Source organism: Nocardia sp. NPDC052112 (genome assembly GCF_040680135.1).
Classification (GTDB): domain Bacteria; phylum Actinomycetota; class Actinomycetes; order Mycobacteriales; family Mycobacteriaceae; genus Nocardia.
Map to the genome: position 1 here is coordinate 71,249 of NZ_JBFAWD010000023.1, position 24,724 is coordinate 95,972.

Genomic DNA, 24,724 nt, shown 5'->3' on the forward strand with positions numbered 1-24,724 from the left:
TTGTGAGTAAGTTCGTCCAAATCCACGCAACTGTACCCGGCTCGCTGATCCTCTCGAGCGACCTGGCAAGCAATCGCTAGCGGCGAGCGTAGCTGAGATGGCGGTCACAAGTTGCGGCCGGATTCCGCCGTTATGTCGGATTCGCGGCCACTCCAAGGTTCGAATCCTGGTCGGTGCGGCGCAATACCTTCCCATAGTGACGTGCATCATGCCCGAGTCTGTTGCCCAAGAGTCGTACGCCGTATGGTCGGCGGTGTGAACGACTGCGTCTTCTGCCGCATCGCGGCGGGACAGGCCCCGGCGACCAAGGTCTACGAGGACGACACCCTGTGCGCGTTCCTGGACATACGCCCCATCGCCCGCGGTCACACCCTGGTCATCCCGAAGCGACACGCATCCCAACTGGAGGATCTGGACGCCGAGTTGGGCGCGCACATCTTCCGGGCCGGACACCGACTCGCATTGGCGATCAGACGCAGCGACCTGGCCGCGGACGGTGCGAATCTGGTGCTCAACGACGGCACCGCGGCCTTCCAGACCGTCCCGCACGTCCACCTGCACGTGATTCCGCGTCGGCACGGCGACAAACTGAGCTTCGCCGCCGGACTGCTGCTGCGACGCCCGCACGACCCGCAGACCACCGCGGCCGCCATCCGTGCCGGAATATCGGCATTGGGACAGTCGGACGAGACCAGCGCCGAGGAAGGATCGCAAGGATGACCGACCCGACCCAGGACCGGACCGAAATGACCAACCTGCTGTCCGAGCAATGGGAAGCGATCGCGGCCCTGGTCGGCGATCTCGACGAAGAGCATTGGCGCACACCATCTCCGCTGCCGGGCTGGTCGCTGTTCGATGTGGTCGCACACGTCGTCGGCACCGAATCCTGGCTGCTCGGCGAGCGCCCGCCGGCGCACGATCCGATCCGGCCCAAAACCGATGTGACCACGCTGCCGCACGTGCGCAACGAGACCGGTGTACTCAACGAGATCTGGGTCGACCGGCTGCGGCCGCTGTCGGGTAAGCGACTGCTCGAGCTGTACCGCGAGGTCATCGAGCGCAGGCGCGCGGCCCTCGCATCGTGCGACGATGCGCAATGGCAGGCCGAGACCGTATCGCCGATCGGCAAGGTCAGCTATGGCCGGTTCATGCGGGTGCGACTGTTCGACTGCTGGATGCATGAACTGGATATCGCCGACGGGCTCGGCGTTTCCGTCGACGAGGGCGGCCCGCGGGCCGCGCGGGCATTCGGCGAACTCACGGCCTCCATCGGGCGGGCCGTGGCGAAGGGTGCGCACGCACCGGACGGATCACGCATCACCTTCGAACTGACCGGCCCACTACCGCTGACGCTGCACATCGCGGTGGACGGCCGCGCCAATATCGTCGAGGAACTCGATGCGCCCGCCACCGTGGTGGTTCGGATGGACTCCTGCCTGTTCGCCCGGCTGCGCGGCGGACGCACCACGGCGGATGCGCACGAGGGCGAGTTCACCATCTCCGGCGACACCGAACTCGGCAACCGACTGGTGCGCAGCCTGGCCTTCACCATCTGAGCCGCGGTGCGACTTTTCCTGTCCAGCTACCGATTCGGCGCACACTACGACCGGCTCGCCGCGCTTGTCGGCGAGCCGGGCCGAGTCGCGGTGATTCCCAACGCATGTGACGCCTGGCCCGCGGCCTGGGCGGGTGCCGTCACCAGTGACGTGACCCCGTTGCGCCGACTCGGCTACTCCCCCGACGTGTTGGATCTGCGCGAATTCGTCGGGCGCGCAACCGAACTGGAAGACACCCTGGCGAAATATCCACTGGTGTGGGTACGCGGCGGCAATACCTTCGTACTGCGCGCCCAATTCGCCCGCAGTGGAGCTGATTTCGTACTGCCAAAGCTGCTGGCCGCCGATGCGCTGGTATACGCCGGATACAGCGCGGGCGCCTGTCTGCTGACTCCGGACCTGCGCGGTCTGGAGTCCACCGATGACCCGGCCGAGGTCGAACCGGCATGCGGTATCACACCACTGTGGGACGGATTGGGTCTGGTCGACCATCGCATCGTCCCGCATCTGGATTCCGCGACCGACCCGGACGGTGCGTCCACGGTATTGGCCGCCCGCTACCGAGCCGAAGGCATCCCGCACTGGGCGCTCACCGACGACGATGTCGTCGTGGTCGACGGCGACGATATCGAGATCTTGCGGTAGGCGACACGAAGAGTAGGGGGCGCGAATAGGGGTTCTGCCGACCGCGCCGATCGAGGACGCTGGCTGCGAATTCTTCGAAGGGAGACCGGAGCGTGTGCAGCCGCATTTTCGCCGCCTGGTACAGCGCCGCGATGATCGTCACCGAACCGACCCTGATTCGGCCACTGCGGACGATACTGCTCGCCTCCGCGCGCGGTGACCTACTCATCGTTGGCCTCGGCCCTGGCCACGACCTACGGCATATCCCGCCCGGTGTCACCTCGGTAACCGCCGTGGAACCGAACCCGGCGATGCGCGCGGTGGCCCTGCGGCGCGCCGAAAGACTCGACACAGCAGTGGAAATCATCGACAGCGTGGCCGAGTCGCTGCCGTTCCCCGACGACAGTTTCGACACCGTGCTGACTTCGGTCGTATTGTGCTCGGTCCGCGACGTATCCGCTTCGCTGGCGCAGATCAGACGGGTATTGCGGCCGGGCGGCGAACTGCTGGTGCTGGAACATGTTCGCGCCCCCGACAACACCGGCTACGGCAAATTCCAGGACTTCGTCGCCGGGCCGTGGAGCGCATTCACCGACGGCTGCCGCCCCAACCGCCGCACCAGGGCCGCACTGCTGGATGCCGGTTTCGATACCGACATGCTCGGTGCTGGTGTGCTGCCCGTGCCGGGCCCGATTTCGACCTTCCTCATCGGCCGGGCCACGGTAGCCGCCGACCAAGTGCGACAGATCAGGACGACCGGGACATGACGACGCTGTCGCGGCCGCGAAACACCACCCAGCGCATCGCGCTGTACATGTAGATCGCCTCGCAGGCCCCCGCCAGCAGCCGCGACACGTGGTATTCCACACCCAGCGCGGCCAATCCGCCGCCGACACCGAGGATGAAGGCGAGGTAGTTGATCACGACGACCACCACATACACCACGGCCTGCCTGCCGACCGGTGCGTGCGAGTGGAAGTTGAACGTGCGATTGAGCACGAAGCTGAGTCCGAACGCGCAGATATAGGCCACCGTCACCGACAGCCAAACGGGCAGCCCCAACCAGCCGTGCAGCACCGTGAGCAGCGCCAGATCGACAGCGAAGGTGAAACCGTTGATCAGCGCGAAGCCCAGAAACGTCGGGGCGACAAGGCGATTCAGCCCCAGGGGCAGCCGCGCGACAACCGCTTCGCACCAGCGCGAGAAGTCCGCCACCAGGGACTCGGTGCTAGTCACGCCGCCAGCATGCCAGCGGCAGGTGTCCATCAGGTGATCGTCCAGGAAACAAGATCAGGTGGAATCCGAATCTCGATCAGCCGATCTGAGTGAGGGACGGACGGCTGTCCAGAGCGGACCACGCGACGAGGCAGCGACGGCGGGTGACGTCGTCGACCTCGTCGAGGAGCGCATCGAGCAGTAAACGGGGATTGCGCTGCCACTGGTCGGACAGGGTGGTGATGGCGGTCTTGCCGAACATGCCCGAGCGATCCAGTGCGGTGATCCACTCGGTGACCTCGCCCGCATGGATGCGGCGCATCGAATCCGGGTCGATGCCCCCGTCGACGACTTCGTAGGAGAAGACGGCGGCGACCAGATCACGGTAATCCGGCGACACGACCTGCATATGACCTCCTCGGCACGCCTGCGTACCTAACGGAATGGACAACGCCCCAACGGGCGCTTGCCCGGAATTCTTATCGGCGCACGGACCCGGCACCACTGGATCGACCCACATCGCGTCGGCCTCGGCGTTGTAGCAAACCTCCAGGGAGAACCGGACGCGCGGGGTGTTACAGTCAGGCGCTCACCCTGGCCCGCACCCGCCGTATAGCGTGAACCGTGTGGACCTGCATGACCTGATCTCCCGCCTGCCCGACGGTGCGACACTCACCGATTCCGACCTGCTGGCAGGCTATCGACAGGACTGGGCGCGCGATCCGGGCGCGGGCACACCGCTGGCCGTGGTCCGCGCGACCGGCACCGATGATGTCGCGGCGACGTTGCGGTGGGCGCACGAACACCAGGTCGCGGTGGTGCCGCGCGGGGCCGGATCCGGACTGTCCGGCGGCGCGACGGCCGTCGACGGCGGCATCGTGCTCAGCACCGAGCGCATGCGCGCGATCACCGTCGACCCGGTCACCCGGACCGCGGTGGTCCAACCCGGCCTGCTCAATGCGGAGGTCAAACGTGCGGTCGCCGAGCACGGCCTGTGGTACCCGCCGGACCCGTCCTCCTTCGAAATCTGCTCGATCGGCGGCAATGCGGCCACCAACGCGGGCGGCCTGTGCTGTGTCAAATACGGCGTAACCACCGATTACGTGCTCGGCATGGAAGTGGTGCTCGCCGATGGCACGGTGGTGCGGCTCGGCGGTCCTCGGCTCAAGGATTCGGCGGGCCTGTCGCTGACCAAGATGTTCGTCGGCAGCGAGGGCACGCTCGGGGTGATCACCGAACTCACCCTGCGGCTGCTGCCCGCACAACCGCCGCAGTCCACCGTGGTCGCGACCTTCGCGACGCTGACCGCCGCCACCGAGGCCATCCTCGGCATCACCGGCACCCTGCGGCCGGCCATGCTCGAGTTCATGGATGCCGTCGCGATCAATGCGGTCGAGGACGAGATGCGGATGGGACTTGATCGCGAGGCCGCCGCACTGCTGGTCGCCCGATCCGACGCGCCGGGCGAATTCGCCAGGCACGAAGCCGAAATCATGGCAGGCATCTGTGAAAAAGCCGGTGCCACCGAGGTTTTCCACACCGAGGATCCGGAGGAAGGCGAAGCCTTCACCGCCGCACGGCGTTTCGCCATTCCGGCGGTGGAGAAGATCGGGCCGCTGCTGCTCGAGGATGTCGGTGTTCCACTGCCGCGACTCGCCGATCTGGTCAACGGTATCGCCGACATCGGGGCACGCAACGACGTGCTGGTTTCGGTGATCGCGCACGCCGGGGACGGCAATACCCATCCGCTCATCGTGCACGACCCGGCCGACGCGGACATGACCGAGCGCGCGCACCGCGCCTTCGGCGAGATCATGGAGCTGGCTATCGAACTCGGCGGCACCATCACCGGCGAACACGGCGTCGGCCGGTTGAAGAAGGCGTGGCTGCCCGATCAACTCGGTCCCGATGTGATGGCACTCACCCGCCGGATCAAGGATGCGCTCGATCCGCATGGCATTCTCAACCCAGGCGCGATTCTGTAGACGGAACATTCCCGAACGCTGAGGAGTTTCATCCGATCATGACCACCAGGCTCGAGCACAATGTCGCCGATACCCGATTCGAGATCTATATCGACGACACCCTCGCCGGGTACGCCGACTACGCCGAACACGACGATGCCGACCGCACCCGCCCCGTCGGCTCCGCCGACAGCCATCCCCCGAAGATAAGAGACTTCCACCACACCATGACCTTCCCGGAGTTCCGTGGCCGCGGCGTGGCCGCGCAGGTGGTCGAATACGCGCTGCGGGATTCGCGCGCCGCGGGCTTCGCCATCGTCCCGACCTGCTGGTACGTCGAGAAGTACATCGCCGAACACCGCGAATACGCCGATCTGGTCGCCTAGCGTAGGTAGTCCGCGAGGATCGGACCGATCACCGCGAGGGCTTGCGAGCTGGTGAGTTTGTTGTGTTCGTGCCCTACCTGGTGGTCGGCAACGGTTCCCGTGACATACGGCCGCCAGGTTTCGGCATTGGGGATATAGCCGGGTCGACCGTTGGTGCTGCTGAAGAACAGCGCCGCACTTACGAAAGCCACATTCTTTGCACCGCAGTCGATGGCGATCGCGGCGCCATTTTATGCGCCCTACCAGGAGAATCTCGGTCTCCTACGCCCGAATAATTGGTGGATTCATGGCACAAAAAAGACCGGGTGTTCACACCGCAGCGGCGTGAACACCCGGTCGTATGCGTAATCAGCCCCGCAGCAGCGCGCGCGACATGACGACGCGCTGGATCTGGTTGGTGCCCTCGTAGATCTGGGTGATCTTGGCGTCACGCATCATCCGCTCCACCGGGAAGTCGGTGGTGTAGCCCGCGCCGCCGAAGAGCTGCACGGCATTGGTGGTGACCTCCATGGCCACATCGGAGGCGAAGCACTTGGCGGCCGCGGAGATGAAGCCGAGGTTCTTCTCGCCGCGCTCGGCGCGCGCCGCGGAGGTGTACACCATGAGGCGGGCGGCCTCGATCTTCATCGCCATATCGGCGAGCATGAACTGGGTGTTCTGGAAGTCGGCGATCGCGGTGCCGAACTGCTTGCGGTCCTTGGTGTACGCGATCGCGGCGTCCAGTGCGCCCTGCGCGATACCGACGGCCTGCGCGCCGATGGTCGGGCGGGTGTGGTCGAGGGTCTGCAGCGCGGTCTTGAAACCGGTGCCCGGCTCGCCGATGATGCGGTCGCCCGGCACCCGGCAGTTCTCGAAGTACAGTTCGGCGGTCGGCGATCCCTTGATGCCGAGCTTGTGCTCGAGCGGGCCGACCACGAAGCCCGCGTCGTCCTTGTGCACCATGAACGCGGAGATGCCGTTGGCGCCCTTCTCCGCATCGGTCACGGCCATGACGGTGTACCAGGAGGACTTGCCGCCGTTGGTGATCCAGCACTTGGAGCCGTTGATGATCCAGTCGTCACCGTCCCGCTTGGCGCGGGTGCGCATACCGGCGGCGTCGGAGCCCGCCTCACGCTCGGACAGCGCATAGGAGGCCATCTCGCCGTTGACGATATCCGGCAGCACCTTCTGCTTGAGCTCCTCGGCGCCGTTGAGGATCAGCCCCATGGTGCCGAGCTTGTTGACCGCCGGAATCAGCGAGGACGAACCGCAGACGCGGGCGACCTCTTCGATCACGATGCAGGTAGCGACCGAGTCCGCACCCTGGCCGCCGTAGGCCTCGGGCACGTGCACCGCATTGAAGCCCGCGGCGTTCAGCGCGGTGAGCGCCTCCTCCGGGAAGCGGGCGTTGCCGTCGACATCCTTGGCGTACGGAGCGATTTCCTTCTCCGCCAGTCCGCGGATGGCCGCACGCAGTTCGTCGTGGAAGTCCTCGAGCTGGAAGAGATTGAAGTCGGGGTTCCCCGCCATGGGACACACTCCTGGTTTTGTCGGTCGTGATTTGCCGGATCACAGTTCCAGCACTCGGCACTCAGTGCCACGTTCCGATCAAGTGTACGCCCAGAATGGGACATCAAGTGGGGTTATGAGTTTGGCACTGAGTGTCAGATACTGCATATTGTGACTCTCGTCACAGACTACCGAGCTGCCGCGTGACCAGATCGGCGACCTGCCGCGGCGGCATATCCCTCGGAAACACCGCAACCACCATCTCCGCCGACCCCGATCCGCGCCCACGCGGGATCGCCGCCAACTCCTCGCGCAGATCCGCCGCGCCCGCATCCGATTCGCCGCGCACCATGCGCCGCAGCAGGTAGTTGTGCGTGGCCGTCACCGCCGCCGTGAACTGCACCCGCGCCAGATCCGGCACCTCCGGCAGCCGCTCGCGCAGATAGTCGGTGAACAACCGCTCGTACCGGAATACGGTCACGATCTCGCGCTCGCGCAGCGCGGGCACCTTCCGCACCACCCGATACCGCCGCTCGGCGATTTCGCGCCACTGGGTGAACCGCTCGAACACCTGCACCACCGCGGCAGAGACCGCCTCCCACGGATCTCCCTGCGCCGCCATCAAGAACTCCGCCGCCTGCGCCAACTGCGACTCGTGATCGGCGAAGATCACATCCTCCTTCGACCGGAACTGCCGAAAGAACGTCCGCCGCGAAATCCCCGCCGCGTCCGCGATCTCATCCACGGTCGTCGCCTCATACCCCTGCTCGGCGAACAACCGCAGCGCATGATCCACTACGGTCAGCCGAAACCTTGCCGCATCGTCGCCGGCACGCCCCCGAACAGTTTCCTCAATCGCCACCGCATCACCGTACTGAGCCCGGCCGATGCGGGATCGGCATGGCTGAATATCGATGCCGAAATCGCGGTTGGTCAGCCGAGGAGTTTGGTGCGGAGGGCTTCGTCCTTCTCCAGGACCATGGCTTCCAGACCGGCCTGGAACTGTTCCATGCGGGTGCGCAGCGCGACGTCGTTACCGGCGAGGATCCGGACGGCGAGCAGACCCGCGTTGCGGGCGCCGCCGATGGAGACGGTGGCGACCGGAACGCCCGCAGGCATCTGGACGATGGACAGCAACGAGTCCATGCCGTCGAGATATTTCAGTGGGACGGGAACGCCGATGACCGGGAGCGGGGTGGCGGAGGCGACCATGCCGGGCAGGTGGGCGGCACCGCCCGCGCCCGCGATGATGACCTTCAGCCCCCGACCCGCCGCCTCACGGGCATAGTCGAGCATGCGCTGCGGCGTGCGGTGGGCCGAGACCACACCGACCTCGAAGCGAATATCGAACTCCGCCAAGGCGATCGCGGCGGCCTCCATGGTCGGCCAGTCGGAGTCGCTGCCCATGATCAGGCCAACTTGCGCATTACTCACCGTGGGGATCCCATCCGTCGGTCCACATCGCGTGCGACATCCAATGCGCCGCGCGCTCGGCCTGCTCGCGCACCACGGCGACATCGTCGCCCAGCACGTTGACATGCCCGATCTTGCGATCCGGGCGTTCGCCCTTGCCGTACAGGTGCACCTTCGCCTGCGGCAATCTCGCGAAGAGGTGGTGCAGCCGCTCGTCCATCGACATGGCCGGCGCCTCGGCCGCGCCGAGAATATTCGCCATCACCGTGACCGGCGCCAGCGGACTGGTGTCGCCGAGCGGATAGTCGAGCACCGCGCGCAGATGCTGTTCGAACTGGCCGGTGCACGCGCCGTCCATACCCCAGTGACCGGAGTTGTGTGGCCGCATGGCCAGTTCGTTGATCAGGATGGCGCCGTCGTTGGTCTCGAAGAGTTCCACCGCCATCGCACCGACCACACCGAGTTCCCCGGCCAGGTTCAACGCGAGCGTCTCGGCCTGCGCGGCCAATTCTTCGCTCAGATCCGGCGCGGGCGCGATCACCACGGCGCACTGGCCGTTGCGCTGCACCGTCTCCACCACCGGCCAGGTCGCGGCCTGCCCGAACGGCGAGCGTGCCACCATCGCCGACAGCTCACGCTTCAGATCCACCTTGGCCTCGGCGAGCAACTGCACACCGTGCGCCAGCTGATCGGCGACGATCGCCGCGGCCGCAGCCGCCGACTCCGGCATCCAGACACCGCGCCCGTCGTAACCGCCGCGCACCGCCTTCAGCACAATCCGCCAGTCGTGCTCGTCACCGAATCGCACCGCATCGGCCACCGCCGTCACGGGCACGAAGGCGGGCACCGGCAACCCGAGCTCGGACAGCTTGGTCCGCATGGCCAATTTGTCCTGCGCGTAAACCAGCGCACGCGGCGGCGGCTGCACATTCACGCCCTCGGCGACCAGCGCCTCCAGATGTTCGGTCGGCACATGCTCGTGATCGAAGGTGAGCGCGTGCGAGCCGACGGCGGCCTTGCGCAGCGCGGTCAGATCGGTGTGGCTGCCGAGTACGACCTCGGGGCTCACCTGCGCGGCCGGGTCATCCGGTTTCTCTGCCAGCACCCGCAGCCGCTGCCCCAGCGCGATGGCGGCCTGATGCGTCATGCGCGCGAGCTGGCCACCACCGATCATGGTGACGGTGGGCATGGCGGCAGGATCGAATGAACGGCGGGTCACGCCTCCACCTCGCTGACGCTCGGCTCCGGCGTCCCCACCATGGGGGCTGTGTTGATGGTTCGCTCGCTACGCTCCCTCACGTCGTGCAATCTTGTCATGTCCGAGTGCCGGGATCCCTACCGGTACACTCGGGCCTTGTGTCTTTCGTCGACGACGTGGTCAACGTCCTCCCCAAGCCCCTGCGGGAGATTGCTTACCGCCACCACGAACTCATCAAATTCGCCATCGTCGGCGCCACCACCTTCATCATCGACTCGGGCATCTTCTACGTGCTCAAGTGGACCGTGCTGGAGACCAAGCCGGTCACCGCGAAGATCATCTCCGGTGTGATCGCGGTCATCTGCTCCTACATCCTCAACCGCGAATGGTCGTTCAAGAACCGCGGCGGCCGCGAGAAGCACCATGAGGCACTGCTGTTCTTCGGCGTCAGCGGCGTCGGCGTCGTGCTGAGCTTCATGCCGCTGTGGATCTCCAGCTACGTCTTCGACCTCCGCCAACCCGATGTGAGCTTCACCGTCGAGAACATCGCGGACTTCATCAGCGCCTTCATCATCGGCAATCTGCTGCAGATGGCGTTCCGCTTCTGGGCCATGCGCCGCTGGGTGTTCCCGGACGAAATCAGCGAGCTCGTCGAGGAAATCGAGGATCTGCTCGAGGAAGAACAACTCGGCCGCAGCTAACGCGGCTCGGGTACCTGCGCGCCGTTGGGCGTCCGCTGCGACGCGCTCGATCCCAGGAACATCGCGAACAGCGCGGGACGGCGGCGCTGCAATTCCAACCGCCCGCCATCGGCCTCGATGAGCGCCCTGGCGAGGGCCAGCCCCACGCCGGTCGAGCCGCCGGCGGAGAAGCCACGGTCGAAGATGTGCGGCGCGAGTTCGTCACGAATGCCATCACCCTCGTCGGCGACCTCCACCACCACCAAGGGCTCGCGATCGCTGACCGTGCGCACCGTGCGCACCGATACCGTGCAGGTGCCGCCGCCGTGCATCAGCGCATTGTCGACCAGCACCGCGAGTGCTTCACGCAGCCGGGAACCGGTGATCGGCGCGCGCAGCGATTCGTCACCGATCAGCCGCAGGATCCGGCCCGCCTCGGTGAACGGATGCGACCATTCCTCGACGACGCCGCGCAGTTCGTCCATGACCGGCACCGGATCGCGATCGGCGGCGTCCTCGTCGCGGGAGGCCCGGACCAGATCATCGATCGCATCGGTCAGCCGGTCTACCTGTGCCATCGCCTCCTCGGCCTCGTGCACCACGGCCGGATCGGCATGCTCCGACAACTCGTCCAGCCGCAGTCGCACCGCGGTCAGGCGACTGCGCAGCTGATGGGACACATCCGCGACCAGCGCATGCTCACGCTGCAACCGCCCGGCGATCTCGACGGTCGCCGAATCGAGCACATCGGAAACCCGGTCCAGTTCGGAAATCCCGTGCCGGCGCGGATCCGGCCGGAAGTCACCCATGGCCAGTCTGGCGGCGCGGGCCGCCACGTCACGCAGTGGATCGGCGACCCGGCGCGCGGTGATCATCGCCACCGACACCGCCGCGCCCAGTGACGCGAGCACTGCGAAGGCCACCACCGAGACGGCCTGGATCTGCCGCGTATGCATCGGACCCGACGGCACCTCGAGGCGCAGCGACCCCTCGGTGCCCATCGCCAGCGATTCCACCACGGGATCGTGGACCTGCTCCGCGCCGATATCGAGCCGGGAGGCATTGTCCTGCGGCGCCGGATAGATGATCGTGAGCTTGCCGTCCTTGGGGATCAGCGGGCGCACCAGGCGGGTGTCGAGTTCGCCGAGCACCATGCCGTCGCCGTGTTCCTGGGCGATGATCTCCGCGGCGATCCGCTCCAGCCGGTTCTCCAGATCGTTGCGGGTGATGTCCTCGACCCAGAGCCACGCGGTGTAGATCAGCGGGACGCCGAGCACCACCGTGGTGATGGTCAGCACGGTGAGGATCGATCGCAGAATTCTGCGTCTCATATCAGCTGTGCCACACCATCAATCGGTGTTCAGCCGGAAGCCGACACCGCGCACGGTGACGATGCGTCGCTCGGCCATCGGGCCCTCGTCGCCGATCTTGCGGCGCAGCCAGGACATGTGCATATCCAAGGTCTTCGAACCACGCAGCTCGGCGTCGCCCCACACTTCGCGCAGGATCGTCTCGCGCGGCACTACCTGGCCCGCCCGATCGATCAAGACCTTGAGCAGCTCGTATTCCTTATTGGCCAAACCGACTTCGACACCGTTCACCAGCACCCGCCGCGCCGCGGGCTCCAGCCGGATACCGCCGACCTCGACCGCCTCGTCACCGATTCCGCTGCGCCGCAACAGCGCTCGCACCCTGGCGAGCAACTCGGCCAGCCGGAACGGTTTGCCGACATAGTCATCGGCGCCCGCGTCCAACCCGACGACGAAATCCACCTCATCGGTGCGCGCGGTGAGCATCAGCACGGCCAGGTCGGCACCGCGGGCGCGCACCTGGCGGCACACCTCGAGCCCGTCCATACCGGGTAGGCCCAGATCGAGGATGAGCAGATCATGATCGCCCTCCAGTGCGCGCTCGAGCACCGCGGGCCCGAAGCGTTCCACAGTCACCGAATAGCCCTCGCGTCCGAGCGCACGCGACAGCGGTGCGGCTATGGCCTCATCGTCCTCGGCCAGCAGTACGGCGGTCATATGCTCAGATTACGGACCCGTGCCGACAGATCACCGGTTACCGCCCCCCGTGTGTGCCGCTACGGCCGCGGTCGTCCCAGCGCGAATCGTCGTCCCTGGATTCCTCGAACACCTGGCGGTACAGCAGTGCGTGCACCTTCTGCACCTGCGGGATGTCGTCGTATTCGAGTGGTTCGTCCGAGGAGGATCCGATGATCAGGGTGCCGGTGCCGAGCATGCGGTCGAACAGCCCGTGCCGGAACTGCACACTCGAAATCCGGCTCATCGGGATATCGATGCCGGTGTGGGTGATCACGCCCTGTCGGATGAGCACCCGGCGGTCGGTCACGATGAAATGCGTCGACTTCCAGCTGATAATCCGTGCGACACAACGCCATACGATGATGCCGAGCCAGACGACCAGCACCACGATCAGCAGTACCGATCGGGTCGTGCCCTCGGTCCTGCGCCAGATCAGCCCCCCGGCGAATCCGGCCAGTGCCGTCGCGACGATGAGCGTCACGATCGGCCAGAACAGCATTTTCCAGTGCGGATGACGATGGAGTATCAACTGCTCGTCCGGGGCGAGCACCTCCTCCGGATAACCCATGCCGGAACCCTACCGCGAGAACATGCCGGAAAGCGTGGACAGCGACGCGTGCCGTGCTGCACAATCGGCACCTTGCGCCGTCGCCACCTCGAGTACCCTCGAGATTCCGCACAGGATCGCTACCCGGCCTCGAGCCGACGGCAACCGCTCGACCCGGCTCTGTCGTTCGACTAGCTCTCGTTTTGTTCTGCTCAATGCTCTGCCTGTGAAAAGACAAGTCCGGCTTGACAAGACGTCGAAAACGAACAGTGGAGGCGTGTGTGACCACAGAACTGACCCAGCTGCAGATTTTGACCGAACTCCAACCGGTGGCCGAACAGAATCTCAACCGCCACCTGTCGATGGCCAAGGACTGGCATCCCCACGACTTCGTCCCGTGGGACGAGGGTCGCAACTTCGCCGCGATGGGCGGGACGGACTGGGCGCCGGAGCAGTCCAAGCTGAACGAGGTCGCCAAGGCCGCCATGATCACCAACCTGCTCACCGAGGACAACCTGCCCTCCTACCACCGACTGATCGCCGAGCACTTCTCCCAGAACGGCGCGTGGGGCACCTGGGTGGGACGCTGGACCGCCGAGGAGAACCGCCACGGCATCGTCATGCGCGACTACCTCGTGGTGACCCGTGGCGTCGATCCGGTCGCGCTCGAACAGGCGCGCATGATCCACATGACCCGCGGCGTACCCTCGCCCAAGGACTGGGGCGGATTCCTGGTCAATGTCGCGTACGTGACCTTCCAGGAGCTGGCCACCCGGGTCAGCCACCGCAATACCGGCAAGGTCTGCAACGACCCGATCGCCGACCGCATGCTGCAGCGCGTCGCCGCCGACGAGAACCTGCACATGATCTTCTACCGCAACATGTGCGGCGCGGGCCTGGATCTGGTCCCCGACCAGGCCATGGCGGCGATCACCCAGATCCTCACCAACTTCATCATGCCCGGCTTCGGCATGCCCAACTTCCGCCGCAACGGCGCACTGATGGCCAAGCACGGCATCTACGATCTGCGCCAGCACCTCGAAGAGGTGGTGCAGCCGGTGCTGAAGAAGTGGAATGTATTCGAACGCAACGACTTCGGCCCGAACGGCGAACAGGCGCGGCAGGAACTCGCCGAATTCCTGGAGAAGCTGGAGAAGGACGTCCTCAAGTTCGAAGAACAACGCGACCGACTGCTCGCCCGCGAGGCGGCGCGGGGTGTCATGCAACCGGTCTGATCCCCGATGTCGTTGCCGCACAACAGCATCCCTTGCCGGGATCCGCACCCCGCCGGGTCCCGGCAAGCGGATTCCGGGCCGGGGTCAGTGGTCGGCGCGCAGGTGGGTTACATCGGCGGCGGAGACGATATGCTCGCCGATGCGCAGGCGGCCCGCGATGTCGACATCGGTGGCAATGCCCTCGAGGGTCTGGCCACCGGGTAGTTCGGCGCGGACGGCTGCACCCAGAGTGGCGCAGCGGTCGCGGTAGACGCCGATCAGGTCGGTGGCATCCCAACCGGCGTCACGCCACGCGATGAAGCGGCGGGCGAATTCGGCCAGCAGCGACCGCACGAGCTCGGTGCGGTCGGTAACCTTCGCCCCCGCCAGCGTGAGCGAAGTGGCATGCGGCACCGGCAGTTCCGCCTCGGTGAGACTGACGTTCAGACCGACCCCGACGACGACGGCGGGTGCCCCACCACCGGAGGCGACTTCGGCCAGGATGCCCGCCACCTTGCGGCCATCGATCAGCACATCGTTGGGCCACTTCAGATTCGCGTCCACACCGGCGGTCGCACGCAGTGCGTCCACCACGGCGACACCGGTGAGCAGCGGCAGCCAGCCGAGCGCGGCCGGTTCGATGCCGCGCAGCCGCACCAACAGCGACATCGCTATCTGTGCGCGCGGCGGGCTGATCCAGGTCCGAGCATGCCGACCCCGGCCGTGCTCCTGGGTTTCGGCCAGCAGTACCGCGTGATCGGCGTCGGCCGCACCGGCCCGAGCGATCAGGTCCGCGTTGGTGGACCCGGTCGACTCCACCACATCGATGTGGGAGAAGAACGACAGCTCGGGCGACTCGATGAGACTGCGCCGCAACTGCTCTGCATCCAACGGTGGCCTGTGCACACCGGCAGGCTACTCGGTGCTCATCGACCTACCGCGGCAGGTCGACGCGGTCGTTGCCGTGGCAGGTCGGTGCGCTCGGAGCTATCCGACGAGGTCGTACTCGATGGGTGCCACCGCGCCGGAGCTCTGCTCCGCCGTGGTGGACTCGGCTGCTTCAGCGGTCCAGGACTCCGGCTCTACCACGGTCGGCTCGGTCCGCACCGGCTGCCAGCCGGTCCAGGCCGCCGCCGAGGCACGTTCGGCGGTGCTACGACTCCATTCCCACATGTGTTTCCCTCCCCTCGATGCGCTCGGCGGTGCTCAGTACGCGGCTACTCGATTCCGATCCGACATTTCCGCCGACCTCCCCTCGATCGAATTACTGACGCTCCCAGGCTATCTGGGCCCGCCCGGCAGACACCACCGATTTTCCCGGCGACGAACGGCGCGCGGCCCCCGCCGCGGTTCGGTAATCGACCAGGAAGTTTGCCGCCATTCGCATGTTGGAACATGATCTAGCTGCGGTTTTTTACTGACCGGTAAGCGACACTCGGTTACCGAGAAGCACTGGCACTGGTTACACTCCGGAGCCATGACGAGTGTCCAGCACCAGCCCGCATCGGAATCGGCGGGCGCCCCCGATATCCACACCACCGCTGGGAAGCTGGCTGATCTGCGGAATCGGTTGGAAGAGGCCAAGCACCCGATGGGTGAGGCCGCGGCCGACAAGGTGCACGCCAAGGGCAAGATGACCGCCCGTGAGCGCATCCTCGCACTGCTGGACGAGGGCTCCTTCGTGGAACTGGACGCGCTGGCTCGGCACCGCAGCGTGAACTTCGGCCTGGAGAACAACCGGCCGCTCGGCGACGGCGTGGTGACCGGCTACGGCACCATCGACGGCCGCGACGTGTGCATCTTCAGCCAGGACGTCACCGTCTTCGGCGGCAGCCTCGGCGAGGTCTACGGCGAGAAGATCGTCAAGGTGATGGATCTGGCGCTCAAGACCGGCCGCCCACTGATCGGCATCAACGAGGGCGCGGGCGCGCGCATCCAGGAGGGCGTCGTCTCGCTGGGCCTCTACGGCGAGATCTTCCACCGCAATATCCAGGCCTCCGGCGTGATCCCGCAGATCTCGCTGATCATGGGCCCGGCCGCCGGTGGGCACGTCTACTCGCCCGCGCTGACCGACTTCGTCGTCATGGTCGACGGCACCAGCCAGATGTTCGTCACCGGACCGGATGTCATCAAGACGGTCACCGGTGAGGACGTCACCATGGAGGACCTCGGCGGCGCGCACACCCACATGACGAAATCCGGTGTCGCGCACTACGTCGCCTCCGGCGAGCAGGACGCGCTGGACTACGTCAAGGATCTGCTGAGCTACCTACCGAGCAACAACCGCGCCGAGGCCCCCCGCTTCCCGGCCACCGACCCGATCACCGGGGCCATCGAGGACTCACTCACCGACGAGGACCTCGAGCTGGACACGATCATCCCGGATTCGCCGAACCAGCCCTATGACATGCACGAGGTCATCCGTCGTCTGCTCGACGACGACGAATTCCTCGAGGTGCAGGCCGAGCGCGCGATGAACATCATCGTCGGCTTCGGCCGGATCGACGGCCGCAGCGTCGGCATCGTCGCCAACCAGCCCACCCAGTTCGCGGGCTGCCTCGATATCGACGCTTCGGAGAAGGCCGCGCGCTTCGTGCGCACCTGCGATGCCTTCAATATCCCGATCATCACTCTGGTCGACGTTCCCGGCTTCCTGCCGGGCACCGGGCAGGAATACAACGGCATCATCCGGCGTGGTGCGAAGCTGCTCTACGCCTACGGTGAGGCCACTGTGGGCAAAATCACGATCATCACTCGCAAGGCCTACGGCGGCGCCTACGACGTCATGGGTTCCAAGCATATGGGCGCCGACGTGAACCTCGCCTGGCCGAGCGCCCAGATCGCGGTGATGGGCGCCTCGGGCGCCGTCGGTTTCGTCTACCGCAAGCAGCTGCAAGAGGCCGCGAAGAGCGGAAACGATGTCGACGCACTGCGCCTCGAGCTCCAGAACGAGTACGAGGACACCCTCGTGAACCCCTACGTGGCCGCCGAGCGCGGGTACGTCGACGCGGTCATCCCGCCCTCGCACACCCGCGGCCAGATCGTCTCGGCGCTGCGTCTGCTCGAGCGCAAGATGGTCACCCTGCCGCCGAAGAAACACGGCAACATTCCATTGTGATCAAGCGATAACCTCGTTGGGCCGCGCACACTGGTTTGCAGAGACGCAATGAGTCGATTCGAGGATGATGATCTTGTGATCCATATGTCTTCGAGTCGGGCATGGGCTCGATCGAAATAGAGAGAGGATCTGGCACTGTGACGACCGTGGCAGATGAAGATGTGTTGACCGCCGTCGAACTGGATCTCACAGTCGACCCGATCGCGAACGCGGTCGAGGCGGCCACACCGGCGGCAGCCCCGGCACCAGCGGTGGCCGAGCAGCCGTTCATCCAAGTCATCAAGGGTGCGCCGTCCGATGAGGAAATCGCGGCGCTGGTATGTGTGCTGTCGGCGGCCGCGAACAGCGCCGTGCACAGCGGGCCGGTCGGTCCGTCCGACTTCTGGGGTCGCCCGACCCTGATGCACCGCGGCACCTCGCCGTTCTCTCCGTACGCCTTCCCGCAACTGTCACACCTGCGCGACTGATCGGATGACGAGACTCGTTCTCGCCTCCGCGTCGCCCGCCCGCCGCGCGGTATTGCGCTCGGCAGGCATCGAGCCGGTCGTCCGGATCTCCGATGTCGACGAGGACGCCGTTGCCGCGGCACTGCCACCAGGTACGGCACCCGAAGTCGTCGTGGTCGAGCTCGCGCGGGCGAAGGCGCGGTCGGTGGCCGCCACGATTCCGGACTTCGCCGCCGATTGCGTTGTGGTCGGCTGTGATTCGATGCTGCTCGTCGACGGCGAACTACAGGGCAAGCCGCATACTCCCGAGGTAGCGCGGGCCCGCTGGTCCGCGATGGCGGGGCGCAGTGCGGATCTCATAACTGGCCATTGCGTGTTGCGCATGCGAGACGGCGAAATCGTCGCCGAATCCGTCGACTGCAGTTCCACCACAGTGCATTTCGCCAAGCCCGAATCCGAAGAGCTGGACGCCTATATCGCCAGCGGCGAGCCCTTGCAGGTCGCCGGGGCTTTCACCCTCGATGGCATGGGTGGCTGGTTCGTCGATCGCATCGATGGCGATCCATCGAGTGTTATCGGGATCGGACTACCACTGCTGCGCCGACTGCTTGGCGACGTTGGGGTCGGCATTGCGCAACTGTGGCGCCACTCGCCCAGCTGACGGCGGCGCGATCCGCGACTCCGCACCGGCCTCCGCACCGATCGGCACCGGTGTCGTATCGCGCTCCGGCTCCCGCCGTGCCATGAGTTCCAATCGGACCACGCAGAGCTCCGGCTCGACGAAGGGTTGCAGCCGGACGTTCGCCTCGCCGCGCACGCCATTGCGGTCGAGCACCTCTTTGATCAGGCCCAGGTGCACGCCGCACACCACCTCGGAATGGGTGCGCGCCAGTTCGCGCAGCGGGCAGGCGGTGAGCCGGATCAGGACCTGATCATCGGTCTCGGCGGCGACATCGCGCTCGGGTGCGAAACCGAGCTCGGACATCAGCGTCATGGTGACGTCTCTGGCGTCCTCCAATGATTCGACCGCGTGGTCACCCGCGTCGAGTTTGGCGCCCCAGGCGCGTCCGGCGGCAATGGCCGCCTCGGAGCGACGCCGGGGATCGGGGCCCAGCTGGTCGGCGAGTACCTGGGCCAGTTCCTGATAACCAACCGATCGCTGGACCGCGCTGTAACCGATGCGTGGGCGCCCACGGCCGCGCGGCGGCTGTTGGAACTGCCTTACCAGCGATTCCCTGGTAAGCACATCCAGATGGAACCGAACAGTGGTGACGTGCTGTCCGGTGATTCTGGCCAGTTCTTGGGCGTCGAGAGGTTCGCTGGCGCCACGTAGGATCGCGAGCAGTCGACGCCTCGGCCAAGAATCGGACATAGCTCACCCCTCCTCCCGGGAGACTTTATCGGATGAGGGTGCGATTTATTCGCCCATTCAGCCGATTTGTGATCTGAAACGAGTTTCACTAACGCCTCACACCCAACATCGGCGTGAGACCCGAACCGCTGTTACCACCCGTCTACCTCGTGTGAAGGACTCATATCGTGCCCGTTGCCCCGGACCCTCATCGTGCTTTCGGTGCGTACGCACATCCTCACCGACTAGTAACCACAGAGTGGCTGTCGGCAAACATCGGCACGCCGGGACTCAAAATCATCGAGTCCAACCAGGACATCCTGCTCTATGACATCGGTCACGTTCCCGGCGCCACCAAGATCGATTGGCGGGGCGACCTCAACGATCCGGTTACGCGTGACTATATCGATGGTGCACGGTTCACGGAGTTGATGCGCGCCAAGGGAATCGCGCGCGACGATACCGTGGTGATCTACGGTGATCGCGGCAACGCGCAGGCCGCGCACACGTTCTGGGTGTTCACCCTGTTCGGGCATCCGGATGTCCGACTACTCGACGGCGGACGGGATGCGTGGATCTCCGTGCGCGATACCACCTTCGATCTGCCGTACCTGTCGCGCAGCAAATATCCGACGGTTCGGCGCGACGACGGTTCGGTGCGGGCGTTCCGGGAAGATGTGCTCGCCCATCTCGGCAGGCCGCTGATCGATGTGCGCTCCCCCGAAGAGTACTCCGGTGAACTGATCCGACCACCGGTCGATCCCGAGGACGCAGCGCTGCGCGGCGGGCACATTCCGACCGCGGCGAACATTCCGTGGACCGAGGCCTGCCGCAGTGACGGCCGCTTCCGTTCCCGCGCCGAATTGGACGATATCTATGGCGCACTCTCGACGGCGGACGATCTGGTCGTCTACAGCCGAGTCGGCGAGCGATCCAGCCACACCTGGTTCGTGCTGACCTATCTGCTCGGCTTCGACAGCGTGCGCAATTACGACGGGTCCTGGACCGAATGGGGCAACTCGGTTCGCATGCCGATTGCCAAGGGGTATGAACCGGGTGCGGCGCGGACGGCCGGTACCCGCAAGGCGCGAGCCCGATAGGCGTGATCAGGGGCGCATCACAGCCGACCGCGGTATCCGATCGCGGCCTTCCCAGTCCAACCTGGACACGCAGGCCGCGGCCGCCGGGCCTGACGGTAACGCCGCGCGTGTGATCCGTGACCTACTGTGGAGTAGGCCTATCCGAGTGCGGCGGTTGTTGGCAGACTGCCTACACTCCCCCGAGACGGAAGTATGTCGACCACGGGGCGACCAAGAAGATTGCTAACAGGAGGCTCAGTGCCCAGCCATGCCAGCGCGCGGATATCGAAGGTACTCGTAGCTAACCGAGGCGAAATCGCCGTTCGCGTGATCCGGGCGGCCAAGGATGCCGGTATCGGCAGTGTCGCGGTGTACGCGGAGCCGGATGCCGATGCCCCCTTCGTGAAGCTCGCCGACGAGGCGTTCGCCCTTGGCGGCCAGACCTCGGCCGAGTCATACCTCGTCTTCGACAAGATTCTCGATGCCGCGGCCAAGTCCGGCGCCGACGCCGTCCACCCCGGCTACGGATTCCTCTCCGAGAACGCCGACTTCGCCCAGGCCGTCATCGACGCCGGGCTGATCTGGATCGGTCCCTCCCCGCAGTCGATTCGCGACCTCGGTGACAAAGTCACCGCGCGCCACATTGCCGAGCGCGCGAAGGCGCCGATGGCGGCCGGCACCAAGGATCCGGTCAAGAACGCGGCCGAGGTGGTCGCGTTCGCCGAACAGTACGGCGTGCCTGTCGCGATCAAGGCCGCCTTCGGTGGTGGCGGTCGCGGTATGAAGGTCGCGCACTCCATCGAGGAGATTCCGGAGCTGTTCGACTCCGCCGTCCGCGAGGCCACCGCGGCCTTCGGTCGCGGTGAATGCTTCGTCGAGCAGTACCTGGACAAGGCCCGCCACGTCGAGGCGCAGGTCATCGCGGACAAGCACGGCAACGTGGTGGTCGCCGGCACCCGCGACTGCTCGCTGCAGCGCCGGTTCCAGAAGCTGGTCGAGGAGGCGCCCGCGCCGTTCCTTACCGATGATCAGCGCGCGCGGATCCACGCTTCGGCCAAGGCCATCTGCAGGGAGGCCGGGTACTACGGCGCCGGCACCGTGGAGTACCTGGTGCAGGGCGACACCGTGTCCTTCCTCGAGGTGAACACCCGCCTGCAGGTCGAGCACCCGGTCACCGAGGAGACCGCGGGTATCGACCTGGTGCGTCAGCAGTTCCGCATCGCCGAAGGCCATGAGCTGGAGATCACCGAGGATCCCACGCCGCGCGGTCACGCATTCGAGTTCCGCATCAACGGTGAGGACGCCGGCCGCGGCTTCCTGCCCGCACCGGGTCCGGTTTCGGTGTACGAGGAGCCCAGCGGCCCCGGTGTGCGTGTCGATTCCGGTGTGGTGCAGGGCAGTGTGATCGGCGGGCAGTTCGACTCGATGCTGGCCAAGCTGATCGTCACCGGCGAGAACCGGGAGCAGGCACTGCAGCGGGCCCGGCGCGCGCTGGCCGAATTCCACGTCGAGGGGCTGGCGACGGTCATCCCGTTCCACCGCGCGATCGTCGAGGATCCGGCATTCATCGGTGACGGCGAGAAGTTCGACGTCTACACCAAGTGGATCGAGACCGAGTGGGTCAACAACGTCGAGCCGTACACCCCGGCCGGTGCCGCCGCTGACGAGGACGAGGAGCAGCCGCGGCAGAAGGTCGTCGTCGAGGTCGGTGGGCGTCGGGTCGAGGTGTCGCTGCCGGGCAACTTCACCGTCGGCGCCGGCGCCGCGGGTGCGGGCAGCAATGGCGCCGGGGTGATCCGCAAGAAGCCCAAGCCGCGCAAGCGTGGCGGCGCCGGTGGCGGCGCGGCCTCCGGTGACGCGGTCACCGCGCCGATGCAGGGCACCGTGGTGAAGGTCGCGGTCGAAGAGGGCCAGTCGGTCGAGCCGGGCGATCTGATCGTGGTGCTCGAGGCCATGAAGATGGAGAACCCGGTCAACGCGCACAAGGCCGGTGTGGTCACCGGACTGTCCGTGGAGGCGGGCGCGGCCATCACCCAGGGCACCGTGCTGGCAGAGATCAAGTAAACAGCTGGCGAAGACCGTCTCGGAGCGGGCGCTGGACCCCCACGTCCGCGCCCGCTCTGTCGTATCGTGGTCCGGTGACCAGCTCTGCCGTCGTGCCCACCGTCGCGGAGGTTATCCGCGACCGACGTGAATCAGCCAGCCGCGCCGACGGATATCGCCTCGCCTTGATCATCGAGGGCGGTGGCAGCCGTGGCGTCTACTCCAGCGGGATGGTGCAGGCGCTGGAGGAACTCGGCCTCGCCTCGATCTTCGATGCCGTGTACGGCACTTCGGCGGGTGCGATCAACGCCGCGTGGTTCTTGTGTGGGCGTGCGCTGTCGGGCATGCGATCCTGGACCGATCCGGTGATCATGCGACGCGCGGTCGATCCGGCCCGGCTGCTGCGCGGTCGGCCCGCCTTCGATCTGGACTACCTGGTGCACCAGGTCTACGACGGCATCGTGCCGATGGATTTTCCGGCGATTCTGGCCAATACCACCACCTTTCATCCGATCGGCACCGATACCCGCACCGGGCACGCCGTCGACCTGCACCGCCACATCGTCGATAAGCCCACGCTGATGACCGCACTGCGGGCCTCGGCCGGACTGCCGATTCTCGCGGGTCCGCCGGTGCCGCTCGGCGGTGCCGAATATCTCGACGGCGGGCTGTCCGAAACTGTGCCGATCCGCACCGCGGTGCGCGACGGTGCGACGCATGCCTTGGTGCTGCGCACCCGACGCACCGATGAACGACGCCCGCCCGCGCCACGGCTGCACCAGATCGTCGGGGGTAGTTATCTGCGCGTCCGGGCACCAGGGGCCTACCGCGCCTGGCTGCAACGGCCGTATCAACAGGATGTCGAGGACAGCATCCTGGCGGGCCTCGGCGCTGCGGCGCTGCAGATCCACCCGCCTCTCGGCTCCCCGGATGTCGACAGCGCCGCGCGCGACACCGTGCTGCTCTCCGAGGCGTTGACGATCGGGCGGCAAGCCGTGCTCACATCCCTGGCCGCGCTAGTTGAGCTCGACGGTGGCGCCGTTGGAGAGCATGAAGTCGTGTAGTTCGAGTCGGCTCGGGGTGGCGTCCGGCGGGACATCGAAGACCAGCTGGGTGGTGGCCGACTGTCCGGGCTGGAGCTCGAACGAGTAGCCGTAGCGGCGCTGGGTGGTCTGCCACATGGTCGCGATCGCATTGTGGTCGATCTGGCGGCCCTGGGTGTCCACCAGACGTTGGCCGACGGGCAGGAACCATTTCGACTCATCGGAGATATTGCGCACAGCCACGGTGACGACGGAATAGGAGCCGCTGGCGTTCTGCAATCCGATCCGCGGGACACCGGAATCCACCGAGGTGACCACGAATTCGAACTTGCCATCACGCACCGGACTGTTCAGGCCGGCCGGTACCGGCGCGGGCGGCTCGGCCGATTGCGCGGTATCGCCGTCGCGCACCGCGACCGACGGATCGGCCGTGCGCGAGCCGCCACCACTGCCGGTATTGCCGAAGGCGATCAGCGCGGCACAGCCCGCCGCCAGCATGAACGGGGTCAGGAATAGGACGACGAGTGCGCCGATCAGCCTGGACAGGAAGGACTTACGGCGCCGACGCGGAAGCTTGCGTGGCGGTGGTGCGATCCATGGGCGACGCTGTGAGACCGTCCAGCGGGGCGCGACCGGCGCGCGCCATCGTGCCCGCTTCGGTTGTGGTGCAACTCGTTTTGCCGGAGTGCGCGGCCGGACAACCGGAGTCGGTTGGACCGCAACATGATGCGGCGACCACGGTGAATGCTGTGGCGGTGTGACCGGGCCCGGTGCCAGTCGGGTTGCCACGAGCGTCGGGGTTGGACCGGGCTCGGGGAGAACCTTGGTGGGATTGAGCGGCGTCGGCGACTTGACCAGTGGCGCTGGTGATTCTGCCGATGGAGTGCGTGCAGGTGTCTGTACCTGTGCCGAGACAGGCAGCTCTGCCCTTGTCGGCGCGAGCCTCTCGGCCCCAGCCGAAGCATCCGTCACCGCCCCAGCCGGAGCACGCGTTTCAGCCCCTGCCGGAGCCGGATGGCCGACCCTGGTCGAGGCATGCGCCTGCGCCCCTAGCGGAGCATGCGTCTCTGCCCGCGTCGGCGCGAGCCTCTCTACGCCAGCCGGAGCAGGCGTCACCGCCCCAGCCGAAGCATGAATCTCCGCACCTGCCGGAGTAAGCCTCTCCCCCGAGGTCGGCAGCTGCGTCGCTATCCGCGTCGGCACGAGCATCTCTGCCCCAGCCGAAGCATCCGTCACCGCCCCAGCCGGAGCACGCGTTTCAGCCCCTGCCGGAGCCGGATGGCCGACCCTGGTCGAGGCATGCGCCTGCGC

28 protein-coding genes are annotated in these 24,724 nt (G+C 66.3%); 14 read left to right on the plus strand and 14 right to left on the minus strand.

Annotation, left to right across the window (positions count from 1 at the left end; genetic code table 11):
• The first annotated feature begins 255 nt into the window (after window positions 1-255).
• The 4 genes from AB0L58_RS33765 (at window position 256) to AB0L58_RS33780 (ending at window position 2,947) form a co-directional block, all read left to right on the plus strand.
• Entirely contained in the window at window positions 256-720 is a 465-nt protein-coding gene (locus AB0L58_RS33765; protein WP_364393358.1) for an HIT family protein, read from the plus strand.
• Complete coding sequence (locus tag AB0L58_RS33770; RefSeq protein ID WP_364393360.1) at window positions 717-1,556, plus strand: maleylpyruvate isomerase family mycothiol-dependent enzyme; 840 nt, start codon at window positions 717-719, stop codon at window positions 1,554-1,556. The genes AB0L58_RS33765 and AB0L58_RS33770 overlap by 4 nt, the downstream gene beginning before the upstream one ends.
• Window positions 1,557-1,562: 6 nt before the next feature.
• Entirely contained in the window at window positions 1,563-2,201 is a 639-nt protein-coding gene (locus tag AB0L58_RS33775; protein ID WP_364393362.1) for a Type 1 glutamine amidotransferase-like domain-containing protein, read from the plus strand.
• Window positions 2,202-2,293: 92 nt separating this feature from the next.
• Window positions 2,294-2,947 carry a class I SAM-dependent methyltransferase gene (locus tag AB0L58_RS33780; protein WP_364393364.1) on the plus strand — a complete coding sequence of 218 codons (654 nt, stop codon included), beginning with the start codon at window positions 2,294-2,296 and terminating at the stop codon, window positions 2,945-2,947.
• On the opposite strand, the gene AB0L58_RS33785 is transcribed toward AB0L58_RS33780, so the two are convergent.
• Window positions 2,928-3,446 (minus strand): GtrA family protein, encoded by a 519-nt coding sequence (locus AB0L58_RS33785; protein WP_364393367.1) that lies wholly within the window; start codon window positions 3,444-3,446, stop codon window positions 2,928-2,930. The genes AB0L58_RS33780 and AB0L58_RS33785 overlap by 20 nt on opposite strands.
• A gap of 46 nt (window positions 3,447-3,492) precedes the next feature.
• Window positions 3,493-3,804 carry a hypothetical protein gene (locus AB0L58_RS33790; protein ID WP_364393369.1) on the minus strand — a complete coding sequence of 104 codons (312 nt, stop codon included), beginning with the start codon at window positions 3,802-3,804 and terminating at the stop codon, window positions 3,493-3,495.
• 217 nt (window positions 3,805-4,021) lie between these two features.
• Between AB0L58_RS33790 and AB0L58_RS33795 the strand changes: the two genes are divergently transcribed.
• Window positions 4,022-5,380, plus strand: coding sequence for an FAD-linked oxidase C-terminal domain-containing protein (locus AB0L58_RS33795; protein ID WP_364393371.1), 1,359 nt, complete (start codon window positions 4,022-4,024; stop codon window positions 5,378-5,380).
• A 38-nt stretch (window positions 5,381-5,418) separates the two neighbouring features.
• A complete protein-coding gene (locus AB0L58_RS33800) occupies window positions 5,419-5,745 on the plus strand; it encodes a GNAT family N-acetyltransferase (protein ID WP_364393373.1) in 327 nt (108 codons plus the stop codon).
• On the opposite strand, the gene AB0L58_RS33805 is transcribed toward AB0L58_RS33800, so the two are convergent.
• From AB0L58_RS33805 to AB0L58_RS33825, 5 genes are all read right to left on the minus strand, one after another.
• On the minus strand, window positions 5,742-5,936 hold the full coding sequence (locus tag AB0L58_RS33805) for a hypothetical protein (RefSeq protein ID WP_364393375.1): 195 nt from the start codon (window positions 5,934-5,936) through the stop codon (window positions 5,742-5,744). The two genes, AB0L58_RS33800 and AB0L58_RS33805, sit on opposite strands and share 4 nt — an antisense overlap.
• A gap of 157 nt (window positions 5,937-6,093) precedes the next feature.
• Complete coding sequence (locus tag AB0L58_RS33810) at window positions 6,094-7,254, minus strand: acyl-CoA dehydrogenase (RefSeq protein ID WP_364393377.1); 1,161 nt, start codon at window positions 7,252-7,254, stop codon at window positions 6,094-6,096.
• A 160-nt stretch (window positions 7,255-7,414) separates the two neighbouring features.
• A complete protein-coding gene (locus AB0L58_RS33815; protein WP_364393379.1) occupies window positions 7,415-8,095 on the minus strand; it encodes a TetR family transcriptional regulator in 681 nt (226 codons plus the stop codon).
• Between the two features lie 71 nt (window positions 8,096-8,166).
• Window positions 8,167-8,676 carry a 5-(carboxyamino)imidazole ribonucleotide mutase gene (gene purE, locus AB0L58_RS33820; protein WP_364393484.1) on the minus strand — a complete coding sequence of 170 codons (510 nt, stop codon included), beginning with the start codon at window positions 8,674-8,676 and terminating at the stop codon, window positions 8,167-8,169.
• Window positions 8,660-9,835 carry a 5-(carboxyamino)imidazole ribonucleotide synthase gene (locus AB0L58_RS33825; protein ID WP_364393486.1) on the minus strand — a complete coding sequence of 392 codons (1,176 nt, stop codon included), beginning with the start codon at window positions 9,833-9,835 and terminating at the stop codon, window positions 8,660-8,662. Before AB0L58_RS33825 ends, purE begins: the two co-directional genes overlap by 17 nt.
• A 167-nt stretch (window positions 9,836-10,002) precedes the next feature.
• Here AB0L58_RS33825 and AB0L58_RS33830 point away from each other — a divergent pair, with 167 nt between their 5' ends.
• Entirely contained in the window at window positions 10,003-10,545 is a 543-nt protein-coding gene (locus AB0L58_RS33830; protein WP_364393381.1) for a GtrA family protein, read from the plus strand.
• Here the strand turns inward: AB0L58_RS33830 and AB0L58_RS33835 are convergent.
• The 3 genes from AB0L58_RS33835 to AB0L58_RS33845 are packed head-to-tail and all read right to left on the minus strand — an operon-like array spanning window position 10,542 to window position 13,140.
• On the minus strand, window positions 10,542-11,855 hold the full coding sequence (locus AB0L58_RS33835) for a HAMP domain-containing sensor histidine kinase (protein ID WP_364393383.1): 1,314 nt from the start codon (window positions 11,853-11,855) through the stop codon (window positions 10,542-10,544). The genes AB0L58_RS33830 and AB0L58_RS33835 overlap by 4 nt on opposite strands.
• A gap of 18 nt (window positions 11,856-11,873) precedes the next feature.
• The gene (locus AB0L58_RS33840) at window positions 11,874-12,551 is read right to left on the minus strand and encodes a response regulator transcription factor (RefSeq protein WP_040686995.1); all 678 of its coding nucleotides are present in this window, start codon (window positions 12,549-12,551) and stop codon (window positions 11,874-11,876) included.
• A gap of 37 nt (window positions 12,552-12,588) precedes the next feature.
• Entirely contained in the window at window positions 12,589-13,140 is a 552-nt protein-coding gene (locus AB0L58_RS33845; RefSeq protein WP_364393386.1) for a PH domain-containing protein, read from the minus strand.
• Between the two features lie 260 nt (window positions 13,141-13,400).
• Between AB0L58_RS33845 and AB0L58_RS33850 the strand changes: the two genes are divergently transcribed.
• Window positions 13,401-14,354, plus strand: a complete 954-nt coding sequence (locus AB0L58_RS33850; RefSeq protein ID WP_364393388.1) for an acyl-ACP desaturase — start codon at window positions 13,401-13,403, stop codon at window positions 14,352-14,354.
• Between the two features lie 84 nt (window positions 14,355-14,438).
• Here AB0L58_RS33850 and AB0L58_RS33855 read toward each other — a convergent pair whose 3' ends face one another.
• Both AB0L58_RS33855 and AB0L58_RS33860 read right to left on the minus strand, forming a co-directional pair.
• Window positions 14,439-15,239: a biotin--[acetyl-CoA-carboxylase] ligase gene (locus tag AB0L58_RS33855; RefSeq protein ID WP_364393391.1), complete on the minus strand. Its 801-nt coding sequence runs from the start codon at window positions 15,237-15,239 to the stop codon at window positions 14,439-14,441.
• A gap of 81 nt (window positions 15,240-15,320) precedes the next feature.
• Window positions 15,321-15,506, minus strand: coding sequence for a hypothetical protein (locus tag AB0L58_RS33860; protein ID WP_364393393.1), 186 nt, complete (start codon window positions 15,504-15,506; stop codon window positions 15,321-15,323).
• Between the two features lie 304 nt (window positions 15,507-15,810).
• Here AB0L58_RS33860 and AB0L58_RS33865 point away from each other — a divergent pair, with 304 nt between their 5' ends.
• The 3 genes from AB0L58_RS33865 to AB0L58_RS33875 all read left to right on the plus strand — a co-directional run bounded on the left by AB0L58_RS33865 (window position 15,811) and on the right by AB0L58_RS33875 (window position 18,558).
• Window positions 15,811-17,451, plus strand: a complete 1,641-nt coding sequence (locus AB0L58_RS33865) for an acyl-CoA carboxylase subunit beta (RefSeq protein WP_364393395.1) — start codon at window positions 15,811-15,813, stop codon at window positions 17,449-17,451.
• A gap of 137 nt (window positions 17,452-17,588) precedes the next feature.
• Window positions 17,589-17,918 carry an acyl-CoA carboxylase subunit epsilon gene (locus AB0L58_RS33870; RefSeq protein ID WP_364393397.1) on the plus strand — a complete coding sequence of 110 codons (330 nt, stop codon included), beginning with the start codon at window positions 17,589-17,591 and terminating at the stop codon, window positions 17,916-17,918.
• Window positions 17,919-17,922: 4 nt separating this feature from the next.
• Window positions 17,923-18,558, plus strand: coding sequence for a nucleoside triphosphate pyrophosphatase (locus AB0L58_RS33875; protein ID WP_364393399.1), 636 nt, complete (start codon window positions 17,923-17,925; stop codon window positions 18,556-18,558).
• On the opposite strand, the gene AB0L58_RS33880 is transcribed toward AB0L58_RS33875, so the two are convergent.
• Window positions 18,484-19,269 (minus strand): transcriptional regulator, encoded by a 786-nt coding sequence (locus AB0L58_RS33880; protein ID WP_364393402.1) that lies wholly within the window; start codon window positions 19,267-19,269, stop codon window positions 18,484-18,486. The two genes, AB0L58_RS33875 and AB0L58_RS33880, sit on opposite strands and share 75 nt — an antisense overlap.
• A gap of 167 nt (window positions 19,270-19,436) precedes the next feature.
• Between AB0L58_RS33880 and AB0L58_RS33885 the strand changes: the two genes are divergently transcribed.
• The 3 genes from AB0L58_RS33885 to AB0L58_RS33895 all read left to right on the plus strand — a co-directional run bounded on the left by AB0L58_RS33885 (window position 19,437) and on the right by AB0L58_RS33895 (window position 23,434).
• Entirely contained in the window at window positions 19,437-20,348 is a 912-nt protein-coding gene (locus tag AB0L58_RS33885) for a sulfurtransferase (RefSeq protein WP_364393404.1), read from the plus strand.
• 237 nt (window positions 20,349-20,585) lie between these two features.
• Window positions 20,586-22,391, plus strand: a complete 1,806-nt coding sequence (locus AB0L58_RS33890; protein ID WP_364393406.1) for an acetyl/propionyl/methylcrotonyl-CoA carboxylase subunit alpha — start codon at window positions 20,586-20,588, stop codon at window positions 22,389-22,391.
• A gap of 74 nt (window positions 22,392-22,465) precedes the next feature.
• On the plus strand, window positions 22,466-23,434 hold the full coding sequence (locus AB0L58_RS33895) for a patatin family protein (protein WP_364393408.1): 969 nt from the start codon (window positions 22,466-22,468) through the stop codon (window positions 23,432-23,434).
• Here AB0L58_RS33895 and AB0L58_RS33900 read toward each other — a convergent pair.
• Window positions 23,387-24,202, minus strand: a complete 816-nt coding sequence (locus tag AB0L58_RS33900; RefSeq protein ID WP_364393410.1) for a DUF4352 domain-containing protein — start codon at window positions 24,200-24,202, stop codon at window positions 23,387-23,389. The genes AB0L58_RS33895 and AB0L58_RS33900 overlap by 48 nt on opposite strands.
• Window positions 24,203-24,724: the final 522 nt, after the last annotated feature.